This is a genomic window from Acidobacteriota bacterium (genome assembly GCA_022562055.1).
GTDB lineage: Bacteria > Actinomycetota > Acidimicrobiia > Spongiisociales > UBA5794 > BMS3BBIN02.
The window spans coordinates 1-13,758 of record JADFQA010000052.1 but is presented as its reverse complement, the minus strand read 5'-3'; the positions used below and the strand labels follow the sequence as shown (position 1 = coordinate 13,758).

At 60.0% G+C, this 13,758-nt stretch carries 15 protein-coding genes; 5 read left to right on the top strand and 10 right to left on the bottom strand.

Features of this window, described 5'->3' with window-relative positions; all coding sequences use genetic code 11:
• From IIC71_14100 to IIC71_14080, 5 genes are all read right to left on the bottom strand, one after another.
• A partial coding sequence (locus tag IIC71_14100; GenBank protein ID MCH7670314.1) for a phosphoribosylformylglycinamidine synthase II occupies positions 1-427 on the bottom strand: 427 nt, incomplete at its 3' end.
• Positions 424-1,155 carry a phosphoribosylformylglycinamidine synthase I gene (gene purQ / locus IIC71_14095; GenBank protein MCH7670313.1) on the bottom strand — a complete coding sequence of 244 codons (732 nt, stop codon included), beginning with the start codon at positions 1,153-1,155 and terminating at the stop codon, positions 424-426. The genes purQ and IIC71_14100, both read right to left, overlap by 4 nt.
• Positions 1,152-1,394 (bottom strand): phosphoribosylformylglycinamidine synthase subunit PurS, encoded by a 243-nt coding sequence (purS, locus tag IIC71_14090; GenBank protein MCH7670312.1) that lies wholly within the window; start codon positions 1,392-1,394, stop codon positions 1,152-1,154. The genes purQ and purS overlap by 4 nt, the downstream gene beginning before the upstream one ends.
• Positions 1,391-2,275 carry a phosphoribosylaminoimidazolesuccinocarboxamide synthase gene (locus IIC71_14085; protein MCH7670311.1) on the bottom strand — a complete coding sequence of 295 codons (885 nt, stop codon included), beginning with the start codon at positions 2,273-2,275 and terminating at the stop codon, positions 1,391-1,393. The genes purS and IIC71_14085 overlap by 4 nt, the downstream gene beginning before the upstream one ends.
• 218 nt (positions 2,276-2,493) lie before the next feature.
• A complete protein-coding gene (locus IIC71_14080; protein MCH7670310.1) occupies positions 2,494-3,198 on the bottom strand; it encodes an NYN domain-containing protein in 705 nt (234 codons plus the stop codon).
• Positions 3,199-3,451: 253 nt separating this feature from the next.
• Between IIC71_14080 and IIC71_14075 the strand changes: the two genes are divergently transcribed.
• The gene (locus tag IIC71_14075; protein ID MCH7670309.1) at positions 3,452-4,423 is read left to right on the top strand and encodes a hypothetical protein; all 972 of its coding nucleotides are present in this window, start codon (positions 3,452-3,454) and stop codon (positions 4,421-4,423) included.
• 46 nt (positions 4,424-4,469) lie between these two features.
• Here IIC71_14075 and IIC71_14070 read toward each other — a convergent pair whose 3' ends face one another.
• Complete coding sequence (locus tag IIC71_14070) at positions 4,470-5,459, bottom strand: LLM class F420-dependent oxidoreductase (GenBank protein MCH7670308.1); 990 nt, start codon at positions 5,457-5,459, stop codon at positions 4,470-4,472.
• A gap of 63 nt (positions 5,460-5,522) precedes the next feature.
• Between IIC71_14070 and IIC71_14065 the strand changes: the two genes are divergently transcribed.
• Positions 5,523-6,209 (top strand): hypothetical protein, encoded by a 687-nt coding sequence (locus IIC71_14065; protein MCH7670307.1) that lies wholly within the window; start codon positions 5,523-5,525, stop codon positions 6,207-6,209.
• 12 nt (positions 6,210-6,221) lie between these two features.
• Entirely contained in the window at positions 6,222-6,497 is a 276-nt protein-coding gene (locus tag IIC71_14060) for a hypothetical protein (protein ID MCH7670306.1), read from the top strand.
• Between the two features lie 64 nt (positions 6,498-6,561).
• Here the strand turns inward: IIC71_14060 and IIC71_14055 are convergent, their stop codons facing one another.
• From IIC71_14055 to IIC71_14040, 4 genes are all read right to left on the bottom strand, one after another.
• On the bottom strand, positions 6,562-7,200 hold the full coding sequence (locus IIC71_14055; protein ID MCH7670305.1) for a Fic family protein: 639 nt from the start codon (positions 7,198-7,200) through the stop codon (positions 6,562-6,564).
• Positions 7,178-7,543 carry a hypothetical protein gene (locus IIC71_14050; GenBank protein MCH7670304.1) on the bottom strand — a complete coding sequence of 122 codons (366 nt, stop codon included), beginning with the start codon at positions 7,541-7,543 and terminating at the stop codon, positions 7,178-7,180. The genes IIC71_14055 and IIC71_14050 overlap by 23 nt, the downstream gene beginning before the upstream one ends.
• Before the next feature lie 135 nt (positions 7,544-7,678).
• The gene (locus IIC71_14045; protein MCH7670303.1) at positions 7,679-8,374 is read right to left on the bottom strand and encodes a DUF1003 domain-containing protein; all 696 of its coding nucleotides are present in this window, start codon (positions 8,372-8,374) and stop codon (positions 7,679-7,681) included.
• 66 nt (positions 8,375-8,440) lie between these two features.
• A complete protein-coding gene (locus IIC71_14040; GenBank protein ID MCH7670302.1) occupies positions 8,441-10,765 on the bottom strand; it encodes a Na-K-Cl cotransporter in 2,325 nt (774 codons plus the stop codon).
• A 182-nt stretch (positions 10,766-10,947) separates the two neighbouring features.
• Between IIC71_14040 and IIC71_14035 the strand changes: the two genes are divergently transcribed.
• On the top strand, positions 10,948-11,790 hold the full coding sequence (locus IIC71_14035; protein ID MCH7670301.1) for a hypothetical protein: 843 nt from the start codon (positions 10,948-10,950) through the stop codon (positions 11,788-11,790).
• A 138-nt stretch (positions 11,791-11,928) separates the two neighbouring features.
• Positions 11,929-13,425 carry a DUF3179 domain-containing protein gene (locus tag IIC71_14030; GenBank protein MCH7670300.1) on the top strand — a complete coding sequence of 499 codons (1,497 nt, stop codon included), beginning with the start codon at positions 11,929-11,931 and terminating at the stop codon, positions 13,423-13,425.
• The last annotated feature ends 333 nt before the right edge of the window (positions 13,426-13,758 follow it).

The window sequence follows — 13,758 nt, the reverse complement described above, 5'->3', positions numbered from 1 at the left end:
GCGGTCCAAAACGGATCGGGTCCCACAACGCCACCGGCCGGGCACCCATCGTGAAGATATCGCGGAGGATCCCACCGACACCTGTTGCGGCACCCTGAACAGGCTCGACAAAGGATGGGTGGTTGTGCGACTCGATGCGCAGCGCAGCTAGCCAGCCGTCACCAATGTCGACGACACCGGCGTTCTCGCCAGGGCCGACAACGACCCACGGCGCCTCCGTTGGAAACCGGCCGAGGTGCATGCGTGACGACTTGTAGGAACAGTGCTCTGACCACATCACCGAATACATTGCAAGCTCGGCTGGCCGTGGCTCACGCCCGAGGATCTCGACGACTCGGTCGTATTCATCATCCGTCATCCCGAGTGCGATGTGCTGAGGAGTATCCCGCGGTTCCGTTTCAGACGGTGAGGGTGTAACGACGGTCATACCGCGGCGGCTTCGGTTCGCGAGGGACTCGGCACGGGCGCTGCTCTGGTTGCCACAACGAACCCTTCGAGGAGACGACGCCCGTCATCCGAACCGAGGATTGTTTCGGTGGCGCGTTCGGGGTGTGGCATGACCGCGGCGACGTTACCGCGTTTGTTTGTGAGGCCCGCAATGTTGTTGGTCGAGCCGTTTGGATTGGCACGGTCCGAGACGACACCAGCCTCGTCGCAGTAGCGCAAGATGACTTGCTCGTTAGCTTCGATTTCTGTGAGCTGTTCGGTGGGGACAATGTAGTTGCCCTCGTAGGAGTTCAGCGGGATGCGCAAAACGTCGCCGACACTGGCCGCACCGGTGAGGACCGAGTCGGTCGACTCGATACGGACGTGGATGGGTCGGCAGATGAACTGGAGGTCACGGTTGGCAACGAGGGCTCCGGGCAGGAGGCCTGCCTCGCAGAGGATCTGGAATCCGTTGCAGATTCCCAGCACCGGAGTGCCGATCTGCGCGGCGCGTTCGACCTCTGCCATGACAGGTGAGAATCGTGCAATGGCGCCAGTGCGCAGGTAGTCGCCGTGCGCAAACCCGCCTGGGAGCACTATTCCCGAAAAGTTAGACAAGTGGGTGTCTCGGTGCCACACCAACTCTGCTTCGGTATCCAGCAGGTCGAGCGCGTGGACGACATCGTGCTCGCAGTTGGTGCCGGGGAACACCACGACTGCAATCGTCATCCGACTCGTTCGATTCTGTATGACTCCATCACCGGGTTGGCGAGGAGCCGCTGGCACATCTCTTCGACCTGCTCGCGTGCGAGGGCCTCATCGGTCGCGTCGATATCGACGACAATCGCGCGACCGAACGACACATGTTCGACGTCGGTGTACCCGAGGTCGTGGAGGCTACGTTCGGTTGCCTTCCCCTCGGGGTCTGCAAGCCCGGGTTTACGTTCGATATTGACGCAAAACTTCATGCACCCATCCTTGAGAGGTAGCCGGTGAATGATGACCCAGTGAGGAGTTCGTACGCCTGTATGTATCGGTCCGAGGTTTCGGTGACGACCGCTGCGGGCATCGGCGGTGCTGGCGGTGTTTTGTCCCAGGGCTCGTTTTCGAGCCAGTCGCGCACCGGTTGTTTGTCGAAAGATGGAATGTTGTTGCCTGGCACCCACGCCTCGGCGGGCCAGTATCGCGATGAGTCCGGTGTGAGTACTTCGTCGATCAGCACGATCTCATCGTTGACCATCCCGAACTCGAACTTGGTATCGGCAAGGATGATGCCGCGGTCGGAGGCATATTCGGCGCCCCATTGATAGAGCGCCACCGACCGCCGCTTGAGCTCTTCGTAGAGGCTGTCGCCGACGAAGTCGCGAGCTTCTGATTCGGTGAGGTTCTCGTCGTGACCCGACTCGGCCTTGGTTGCCGGGGTGAAGATTGGTTCGTCTAGCTTTGATGCTTTGAGCAGACCCTCAGGCAGATGTTCAGTCGTTGGCCCGCCACCGGCCGCGTACTCGGCGAAACTCGAGCCGTAAAGGTAGCCCCGCACGACACACTCCATGGGGATGACCTCGGCCCGATGCACAAGCATTGCCCGGCCGGCCAGGTCGGCGCTTGTGTCACCGGTAACGCCCGGAATGTCCGCAACATGTGCGCTGATGAGGTGGTGTGGGGTGTCGAGTAGATCGAACCAGTGCAGGCTCAATCCGGTGAGTACTTGACCCTTGTGGGGGATGGGGGAGTCGAGCACAACATCGAACGCCGAGATGCGGTCCGTGGTGACGATGACGAGCCGAGCAGCGTCGACTTCATAGATCTCACGGACCTTCCCCGAGCCGATGTGGTTGAGTGCCAGCACGTTCCAAGATGGTACGCGACCATCCCCCACCCGTCCAACCGAAACCCCCAAAACCCCAATGTTTGTACGGTTTGTACAAACATCAACGATCGCGGGATGGTTGGATAAAGATGCAGCGTCGCCAGAATTGGACTAAGGCGATCGTATCGCTCCGGTTGAGCGTTGGTGAAAACATCTTGCATTGCAAGCTTCTTGCTGTTCTACGTGCGTAGAACCACCTAGATCCCTTCACAGGTACTAGGCCCAGCATGGCCCGCTTCGGCGGGCTTTTGCGCGTCTAGAACCATTCGGCGTCTCGAGATTCTGTCCCCGTTCGAGGCCATTGCCAGGTTCGGTGGCTGTGAGCGTCCGAGGAGCCGCCGACTGAGTGTGCGCTTGTCGCCCGAGAGGAGCCGCCTCGGTTGGTCTACTTGTTGATGAGGGTTCACAGTAACGACCCGGATTCCGAGGTTCTGTACCATGTCGAGGAGAGTCTGGAGATCCGAGTCGTTCGATAGAACGAGGGCGACGTCCATGTCGTCGTGGCAAGCGTCCCAGACGAGATGAGCTCCGAGTGATACGTCAGAACCTTTTTCCTCCGTTTGCATCACGTACACCAATTCGACAATGTTCCGCTTGAGCTTGTCGGCCAGCGGCCAACACCTCCTCCGCCGGGTGAACTGGCCGTTGTGAATTTCGACTCCAGCGTGCGCGATCAGAGCCCGGATGTAGTGATCTTGTCGCTTGGCAAGTCCGCGGTCGTCAGCCCTGTCTTGGACTCTGGCTGTGAAGTATTTCACAGAGTTGATTTGATGCCCGCGGAGTAGCGCCCTCGCGAGAGCCCGATCGTCCAGCCACTTGAACGGCGTTCCCTTCACTGATCCGTAGTAGAAGTTGAACCCGTCGACGTACACGTTTGTTCGAGGCTGTGGCTGTTGCGGCATGTATCAGCGCTCCGAGACTTCCGAACGCGGAGGTAATTCCCCGGGACATCGTGCGTTCGGCCTCGTCGCGCCAGGACCGACTATTCGAACTGTATCACCGGTAGGGACGCGCACCTATAGACTTGGTTCCGTCGACGGAGGTGGAGAAGGTATCCGCAAACACGCCCTTGTTATTGCGTTTGGGCTGGTGCTCGTCGCGTGTACGGGTGGTGCGACGCCGCGCGGGCGGGAGCCGATCGGGGTTGAGGCGTGTGTGGAGTCGGTCGATCCGGTTGAGTCACTTTGTGGCCGTGTGCTGGAGGGGCCGACCGGACTGGTGCTCGTCATTCGTGACAATGTTGTGGACATCGATGCCGACACTCGGCAGCGAATCGAGGGTCTGCCCGACGGTTCTGGGTTCGTGCCGCCGGCCGAGCAGCCGATTTGGGCTCAGCGGATAGGTTCGGATGCTGTTATCGGCGTCGGTGATAGTTCCGGTGGGGTGGAGGTATTCGTCTTGAGGGGGGAGTCGTCGCGGGCCGTCGCGGTCGGATTCGGTGTCCCGACACCCGGGTTGGGTGGCGTGTGGCTGACAGACAGGGCCTCTGCTGACGATTGCAGTCTGAGCAAGGTCGCCCTTGACGGGGAGGTTCTGTCCGCGGCCATACCCGTTGACTGCAACGTAGGATTCGTCGAAGAGACAGATCTAGGACTTGTTGGGTACCGAGAGGTTGATGGCAAATTTTCGGGAGTCATCGCCGACGCGGAGAATCCCTCGCTCACTCTCTTCGATGGCGGGATGATTCGCGGCGTTTTTGGGAGCCGGGTCCTTCATCAAGCAGGGGGCGGGAGCGACTTTCTCCTGTTGGATACGCTGACCGGTGAGGAGATCACCATCGACTTGCCGGTTCGGTTCGGACAGCCCGGTTATGGGAAGCTCAGTCCCGACGGTCGTGACCTCGCGATCTCGTTCACAGATTCCCGTCAAGTATTCGACATCTGGGTACTCGATACCGAGACGTTGCTATGGACGCGGGTTCCCTCGATGCCGGTGTCCGCGTTTGTTAAGGCGACGTCATTTGCATGGGTGCCCGATGGTCGTCTGGTCATCTTGCTCACGTTGGAAGCCGGCGGTCACCAACTAGCAACGTGGACACCCGGCGATCCCGAGCTCCAGGTCAGGGAACTCGACCACGAACTCGTCGCCTCGGCCGCCGTCTTATGCACATTGCCCGAGTGTGGGTAGCTCGGGCTAGCGACACGCTGCTCTGACGACCTTGCTCGGCGCGTTCTCAGCCTAGGTTTGGTACTACCTCGGCTGCGAATAGTTCGAGGCTTGAGGTGTCGTGGGCGGCGTCGGGGAAATAGGCGATTCCGTAGCCCATGCCTGCGTCGACCCAGGGCTGCAACCTTTCGACGAGCTGCTCGGGGGTTCCTGACATCGGGGCGAGCATCTCTTTCATCCGATCGATCTGGCCGTCCTTTTGCTCAATGAATGGGCGCGCTGCTTCGACGATATGGTCGAGCTTTTCTGCAACCTCCGCCTCGGTCGGAGCGCAAATCACGTTGAAGTTGCACGAGCGGGTGATGTCATCGAAGTTGCGCCCGACGTCGGCGCAGTGACCGGCGAGCACCTCTGACTTGTGGATGAACTCGTTGATGTCGTCACCGCCAAAGTTGGTGTAATCGGCGTACCGTGCCGCAACGTTCAGCGTGAGTTGTTCTCCGCCGCCGGCAATCCACATCGGGATCATCGGCTCTTGCACGGGTTTTGGTTGGCACATGGCACCATCTAGTTGATAGTGCTTTCCGTCGTAGGTGACGACGTCTTCGGTCCACATCGCACGCATGATCTCGACAGACTCCTTGAGACGGCCGATACGTACCGACGGTTTGTCGAACGGGTAGCCGTACCCACGGTATTCGTGGTCGTACCAACCGGCACCGATGCCCATCTCGACACGCCCGTTCGAGATTGCGTCGATCGATGCTGCGACCTTGGCGAGATATGCCGGGTTGCGATAGGAGTTGCAGGTACACATCTGCCCAAGGCGGACGGTGTCAGTCACGGCAGCGAGCGCCGCCATCAGCGTCCACGCTTCGTACACCGGTTCCTGGGTGGGCACCGGAACGGTGTGGAAGTGGTCATACACCCACGCCGAAACGTAGTTGCTTGCTTCGATCGTCTTGGTGACCCTGACCATGGTGTCCCAATGGTCGGCGCGGTCGATTCCGGCGAGGTCGAGTCGCCATCCTTGTGGTATAAATGCTCCAAATTTCATACCGCGCACACTACCGCCATCTCGGCCCGCCCGCGACGGATGTCCACCGGTTAGGGTGCGGCCATGGCTGAATCATTCGAAGATTTCAAGACGTCGTTCTCATACGGCACCCGATCTGATCTTTCTTTCAAGTTCCTCAAAGCCTTGAGCGACACGGACGCCGCCGAGTTCTTCAGACAGATTCTCGAAGGTGTCGGCGATGCGTACGACACCGGCGACGTTGCCGAACTCATCAACATTGCGTACGAGGCTCAGGTTGCGGGTTATGCACCAGACCCCGATGTTCCGAATTACTACACCTACGAAGATCGTCCGTTTGCTCCACTGACAAAGCCGCTGTCAGAGTCCCGGATGGGGCTGCTCACATCGAGCGGCCACTTCGTCGCCGGTGACGACCCTGAGCCGTTCGGTGTGAAGAACATGACCCAACAAGAGGCGCAGGACCGCATTCAGGAATTCCTCCGTGAATCCGCATCCCTATCGGTCATCCCACGCGACACACCCGCCGAAGATCTTGTTGTCCGTCACGGCGGGTATGACACGAGGTCGGTGATTCGCGATTTCAACGTTGCCTTTCCCCGTGACCGTCTCGTGGAGGCCGAGCAGAGCGGCCGGATCGGTGAACTAGCCGACACGTTGTATTCGTTTCCCGGGGCGACAGCTCAAGGCCGGGTGAAACGTGCGGCGAAGGAGTGGGCGGAGCAGCTTGTTCGCGACAAGATCGATGTGATGTTGCTTGTGCCCGTCTGACCTGTCTGTTTCGTGTCGGTCGGGCACATTGCAAGAGAAATCGAAGCCGCTGGGATACCAACGGTCGCCGTGTATGTCAGGGCGTTCCGCCACATCGCCGAAGCAATGGGTGTGCCCCGCACCATCGTCACTCGCCATCTGATGGGTAGAACCCTCGGCGCCCCCGGCGACTCCGAACGACAGAACGAGGTCATCGACGCAGCCTTTGATCTGCTCGAGTCAGCAGAAGAAGGCGGCGCGTTGGTCGAACTCGAACACCCATACCGCCCCGGCGACCTCTCGCCCTGACATCAATGGATTCTGGCGCTGTCTCGCACCGTATACGGGATGGCAAAGCGCTAGAAGCGGAAAGTTAGGGGTTTGTTACTCGGTTGCGGATCTGCGTGTTCAACAAGGCAACCATCTTGGCGTGGTCACCAGCCATCGAGGCTGCGGCAGCCATTGCGTATGCGTCGCCCGCAGGTCTCGGCCGGAGTCGGACAACCGGCGGGAGACTGTATCGGGCCAGACTCCAGTTTGCCCATATTCGTGCGGTCCGACCGTTCCCGTTCGCGAACGGGTGGATGCGCACCCACTCGCCGTGCATTCCTGCGACAAAAATGAGCACCGAGCCCAGGACCCCTGCCGTTCCGGGTGGCGAGCCAGGGGCAACAACATCATCGAGAGCGGCAACCGCCGCTACGGCGGCTGTCTCGAACGCCGCGAGGCGCGCAGGGACGGACGCAGATGGTGCACCGGCGCTTTCGCCAACAATGACCTCGTACCCGATCAGCTCTGGGAATCTCGAATCGGTGTTGCGGACCTCCCCCGCGTAGTAGCTCACGGGCAACGCACATCCGGCGTAGAGATTGCGGTGCCACGACTGGGCCATGGCGACCGATGGAGAGTCGCGATCCAGGGCGCTGGCGAGAGCCATCCGCAGCACCGATGTGGCGTTTTTCCCGAGCCGCTTGGTGTCGGCCGGGTCGTCAGTGTTCCACGCTGTCGGCAAACAGAGCCCCGATGTTCAATGGATCGACCAGCTTGATGGTTCTCAACGTCGCCCGCATCGGATCGCGCAGCGAACTCTCCGCGTCGCCGAATTGTTGGATGTCGCGCTCGATGTCTGCCTCGGTAGAACGCCACGATTTCAGAGCCTCGACAGTCTCGGTCAATTGTGACTCAAGATCGGCGGACAGAAAATCTAGCTCTCGCTCAACCGCAGCCTCCGCAATCTCGTTCATCGAAGTCCCGACGAGTGCCGCGACCTGCTTGAGTCGCTGATAGGTTCGAAGGTTTCGGAACCTCAACGTAAGGACCCGAGGCGGTGCTCCGCGCGGTTCGTTTGGTTTCATCGCGTCTCAATCAAGGTGCTGGCATTACACCGATATGCTACCATACAGCAAAGGATTCTGGCGCTGATTCTCACCGTATCCGGGCTCACAAAGCGCCAGAATCCATTTTGGGGGAGTGTTGTGGTGGGCGGACTGTCAGTTGCGGTCAGATTCGAGGCGTTCGAGGGTCTCTAGCAGGCGGGCTTGGGTTTGGATGACGACGTCGATCTTTTCGTCGAGGTAGCGGATCTCTAGCTCGGCCTTGAGATTCAATCGGTAGTCGTTCTCTGCGGCGATCTTGGCTTGTTTGCGCTGCCAGCGCTGTGCCCTGATGATGAATGGGACTTCGAGCGCCGCCATCGTTGCGAGAAACGCGCTCACCACTGCAAGCGACACCAGCGGATACGGTTCAAAGGGGCGGGTCATGACGTTGAAGACCAACCACGACACCAATGCGCCGACAATTGCACCAGGGAACCACCAGCTCGCGATCGCCGCGGTTACATGTGTTGCGAGCGTGCCCTCGCCGGCGTTGATCTCGGCCTCGAAGTCGACGCCCAGCGTGGACAGCAGCGTGTTTGTCCGGATGCTGTCGATGACTTGCGCGTCCAAGATACGCTTCTCGGGGTCTGTCTCGTGCAGCATGGCCTCCATCTCCGCTGCTTTCGCCTCATCGGCGCAATCGTTACAGATCGACCCGTCTCCAAACCACTCGGGGTGTTTGCGCTTGATGGTCGCCGCCGCCGACGTCGGAAGCAGCGATGACGGCGTTGTCCTCTTTTGTTTCCCGCAGGCCGCACGTTTCCCGCAGGCCACACAGTGATCGTCGTTGGTTGCCGACTCGGTCGCCATGTCTCGCTCCTCTCGAACGCTCCCGCGTGTCAAGATACTTTGTCGGCCGGATCGTTGGCGGACCAATTACTGATTCGAGTCGGTTGCGACGACGTCTTCCTCCCAGTCCTTGTCGGACGTCGGGGTTTCGGTTGTTTCGCCAAGCAGCTCGCCTCGGAAGATCCCCGCGTTGCGGACAAACAACACCGTCGGCAGGTGTTCGATCAGAGTTTCCATCCCAGCGGCGTACTCTGCTTCTTCCCCAGGCTCGTTGCTCCGCAGACCTAGAAGCACGACACCGGCGCCTCTGGACACCTCGCGGATCACCTCTGGAACGGTGGCGCCTTTGGGTTTCAGAATCGTGTTTGTCGTTGCCTTTATCCTTGCCGCGCTAAGAAGCTGCTCAAGAAGCTCTCTGTTGTGCACGACGGCGGTTTCGTTCGTTGCGATGCTGTTGATGACGATCCGGCTGTCCCGCCACTCTGCATTGAGCGATAGTAGGTGGGCGAGTAAGACCAACAGGTCCCCGTTCTGTTGGAGTCCGCCCCACCAGACGTGAATGTCACCACGCCGACCGTTTGCGCGCCGGGGAACGACCCGGGCAATGACCGCTGACTTCCCGAGGCTGGCGAGCTGTTCGATCACGGTCAGTACAGACGCTTGGCGCTCACGTTTGTCACTCCATCCAAACATGACTGTGTTCGAATCGATCCCCGCAATGCCGTTGGATTGTGCGACCGCAACCGATCCCGATTCGAAGGCTTTGACGATGTTGACCTCGGGGAATGCAACGATGCCGAGTTCATCAAGATCCGCCTGGAGGGTCGCCTCCTCTGCTGCCCGATCGTCGGCAAGCTCGCTAATCGGTCCCACCAGGAGCTTGACGACCGTAAGAATGCCACGTTCCTGGGCAAGCCACGCCGCGTATCTCACGAGATCTGGTCGACGGTCGACATCCCCGGCGAAGAGCAAAATGTTTGGCCGCCAGTTTCGCGGATCCTCCGGCATTCTGTGAAGTCTGATCGCCACGGATCGAACTAAAGACATCAGCGCTCCGCGGCGAAGGTCACCCCACGGGGCGGTCATTGCACGGCGCCGCATGAACACGTACAGCCCGGCCTCGAATACGAGGGCAATGAGCAGAACAAGTGGATTGATGAGGAACATCACCGAAAAACACGCCACGGCGCCACCGATCGACACCCACCACGGCATTCGAAATGTTGGACGATACGACGGGTCGCCGCTGAGCACCTCTAGACCTGCAACGAGGTTCACGGTTCCATATGTTGTCAGGAAAAACATGGTGAGGAGAGGAGCGATTGCGTCGAGGTCCCCAAGTGCAACGCCGCCAAGAGCGAGACCCGTGCTGATCAGTAATGGGACGCCGGGTCCTTTGATGAATCTCGACTCGGCACCGAGGGCTGGCGGCAACACCCTGTCGTCGACCATGGCCTCAAGTGTCCGCGGGGCCGCCAAGATACTGCCAACGGCTGACGCGAAGATGGCGCCCCACAACCCCCAAAGTACGAAGAAGGACAGTGGCCCAGCAAGATCGAACCAGATCAAGTTGTTCGATACCAACTCGGACGCCGGCACGGCGTATGCCAGGACGATCGGGACGGTGGCGTAGACCGCAAAACCAGCGAGTACGGCTGCAATAGTTCCTTTTGGAATGGCCGTGGCCGGGTTCCTCAGGTCTCCGGACAAACTGATCCCGGCCATGATTCCTGTGACGGCGGGGAAGAAGATCGCAAAGACTGTCCAAAACTCTCCGCCCGTGTCTGGTCTCGCCAGCAGCGACACACTTTCAGGTGCACTACCCAGAGCCCCTATCAAAAGAGCGATGAGAGACAACACGATTCCCACCATGATCGGCAGTTGGAGCCGAAGCGCAGCGCCGGCGCCACGCGCTGCGATAAGTGCCACGGCGAGGATTGTCAGCACAGCGATCGGTCGTTGTGGAGCGTCCGCCCAAACAACCTTTGCGCTCTCGGCCAACCCAAACGCATACAGCGTGACCGAAAACGTCATTGCGAGGTACAGCGGGACACCGATTGCTGCCCCGACCTCGATCCCGAGGCTGCGGGAGATTACGTAGTAGGCGCCACCTTTGCCCATGCGCATATTCGTGACGACGGCTGACACCGACAGTGCCGTAACCAACGTGACGGCGTTCGCAATGGCGACAACGGCGAGGGTGGGCAAAAGGCCGATCGTGCCGACGACCCATCCTGTCCGCAAGAAAAGGATGACCCCCAAAATGGTCAGGATCGACGGGGTGAACACGCCCAGAAACGCTCCGAGTTTTTGATCCTTCTGCCCGGCGGCTTTTCCCCTGAGCGCGGCCCGAATCCTCAAGTTCGCCGTTCTCGCGGCATCACCGATCGAGCTATTGGGTTCATGGGGCATGTCGGCCGCCGGCTCCGAGCTGATCGGGGTTAGGGACACACGTTCGGTTCAGACCGATGAGAGCGCATTTTACCGGATCGGGTCTGTGATGTTCGACTCGGTGCCGCGAGACACGATTCGGCATGACCCGAATGTCCGTACTGGCGGGGAACCTTTCGTCTGCGGTGTACCGTCATAGCGGCATGAAGAACCTTGCCATCATCGTTGTCCTCTCGCTTGCCGCAGCTGCATGCGGAGGCGCCTCTGACACATCATCACCCACAACGCAGGCACCGTCGTCCTGGGACCGCAACCCAGCGACTCCGCTCGTCATTGTCGAAAACTTCGGAGGTTTCCTCCCCGTAGAGGTCGCCCTCGGGCAGATGCCGGAGATCGTGGTGTACGGCGATGGTACGGTCGTGACTCAGGGACCGGTCATCGCCATCTTCCCCGGCCCGGCTCTACCGAATCTTGTTGCCGGTCAATTCGATGACGACGCCATGCAGGCAATCCTCGACAAAGCAGCGTCGAGTGGTGTTCTCAGTCCGCTCGATGACTACGGCACCGCCTCCGTTGCAGATGCGGGGACCACACGGATAACCGTCACCGTTGGAGGGGAGACGCGGACCGGAGAGATCTACGCACTCGGCCTCGGCTCGTTCGGTGGTGAGCAGTCTGGTTTCACAGCCGAGCAGGCCACTGCTCGTCAAGGGGCATTGGCCTTCATCGACTTTCTGCGCGAACTCGCCGACGGGGCTCCGTCCGCAGAGTACGAGGTGACCGCCTACGCAGTTTTCCCATGGCCGTTCGGGGGTGTCCCGACAGAGTCGCCAGTCTTGGATTGGCCTTTCGCGCCGCTGGCCGAACTTGGCAGCGTTGAAGGCTTCGGCACCTGTGTCACCATCGAAGGTAAAGATGCGGACCAGCTTCAAGACCTTCTAGGGCAGGCCACTACTCGAACCCCGTGGACAAGCGAAGGTGTTGCCTACGGTCTGGTGTTCCGCCCGCTTCTGCGGCACGAATCTTCGTGCGACGAACTGCGTTAAGTGCCATGCCGATTCGTTGGAGGGACCTGCGTCGTGAGTCTGACGAGTACCACCGACGCAAGGCTTCGCCATTTGTGGGTGCCCATCGTCATAGATTGTTAAGGACAAGTAGGCGCCGATCCATCGTATCGTTGTCGGATGAATACTCGCCTTCGCCTCCTCGTTCTCGCAACTGCCGTTTTCGTTGTGAGCGCGGCTTGCTCTGGTGGATCGTCTCCAAATATGGGTTCCGCAGCCCACGACGCTTCCACGACGGTCGCCGATGACGCGCAAGCATCAGGTTCCACCACGACCGAGATCATTACCCCGCGTATAGCTTCGGGTCTTCGCAATCAGTACGGATACGAGTTCCCTGCAATGCAGGTTGATGTCCCGAATGGGCCGTTTTCTGATGAAATCCTTGCTGACCTTGACGAGTTGTGGGCCGGACTCGGCGTCTCGGGTGTCGACATCGGGACTCTTAACCGACTGGGTTCGTCGGGCGATATTCGGTTGGCCTGGCTGCTGGCGGACCTCATGCGGTTTACCGGGTTTGGTGAAACGACCGATGCTCTGGTGGCTGGCGTTGGCGTGCTCACAGAGTCCGAGCTTTCTGAGGACCCGGTGTTCCAACGCAACCCGTGGTTGTCGATCACCGATTTGTTGATCGCGTGGGACGTGCCAGCTGCGCCTGGCTACGTTGACTACAAGGGCCGGCTCTTTGCCATCATCGAGTCCGGGTGGCAACCGTTTTTCGACGACCGCGACGCTGACATCGATTGGCGTCTCACGTCGTGGGGAGGCGTCCTCATCGACGACCGGGCCTTTGGCGACACATTTCCGTGCGCCCGTGGTTGTATCCCCGCGCTCGATAACCCTGTTGTCACACCGGCATCCGAAGGTGACTGGTACCCGGACGACCGACTCGTGTTCGGCGTTGTCGTTGACGGTGAGGCACGGGCCTACCCGAAACATCAAATGGAGGTTCACGAGATGATCAACGACACCCTCGGCGGACGACGCATCGGTGTTCCCTACTGCACGCTGTGCGGTTCGGCGCAGGCGTATCTCACCGACTCGGTGCCCGACGAGATCGAGATACCCGTGCTTCGCACGACTGGTCTTCTCACTCGGTCCAACAAGGTCATGTACGACCTCAACACAAAGAGCATCCTCGACACGTTCACCGGTCGCGCCCTCACCGGACCCCTGCGAGAAGCTCGCATCACACTCGAACAAATTACGGTCGTGACGAGCACCTGGGGTGATTGGAAAGCTACGTACCCCGACACCACGATCCTCGCCGAGGACGGTGGCATCGGGCGCACGTACCGTCTCGACCCGTTGGGCGATCGCGATGACAACGGTGCGATATTTCCAATCGGTGATGTCGATTCTCGGCTCGGCACCCAAGTACAAGTCGTTGGCGTGCAAGCGCCCGACGAAACGGCCATTGCCTTTTCGGTTCCCGACCTAGAAGCCGTGTTGGCCATCGACGACATGGTGTCGTTCGGCGGAATTGTGATAGTGCGCAACGGGGGCGGCTTCTCAGCACAGCTTGAGGACGGAACGCCAGTCGTCTCGCACCAAGCCTTTTGGTTTGCCTGGTCCCAGTTCAATCCCGACACGCTGCTGTGGGTAGCCCCAGACTCCTAATGGGTGTTGACCGGCCTGGTGTGCCAGGCTGGTTGCCGAGCCGCCCGCCGGTGAGCACTTCAGACTCCTGGAACTTGGATTCCTGAGTCTAGATCGTGCCCTGGCGGGTTGGTGAGGGTTGCCCTTGAGCGCTCATGGGGTGTCGTGCCGTTGAGCACTGATCCATTAGGTTGCAGCCGGGTTCCCTTCGGCTCTGTAGTGAGGCGACGAAACGGAGGAACGACGATGACGATGATCTTTGTGGGTGATGATTGGGCTGAGGCCCACCACGACGTCCATGTGATGAATGAGATAGGTGACCGGTTGGCGTACCGGCGACTTCCTGAGGGTTTG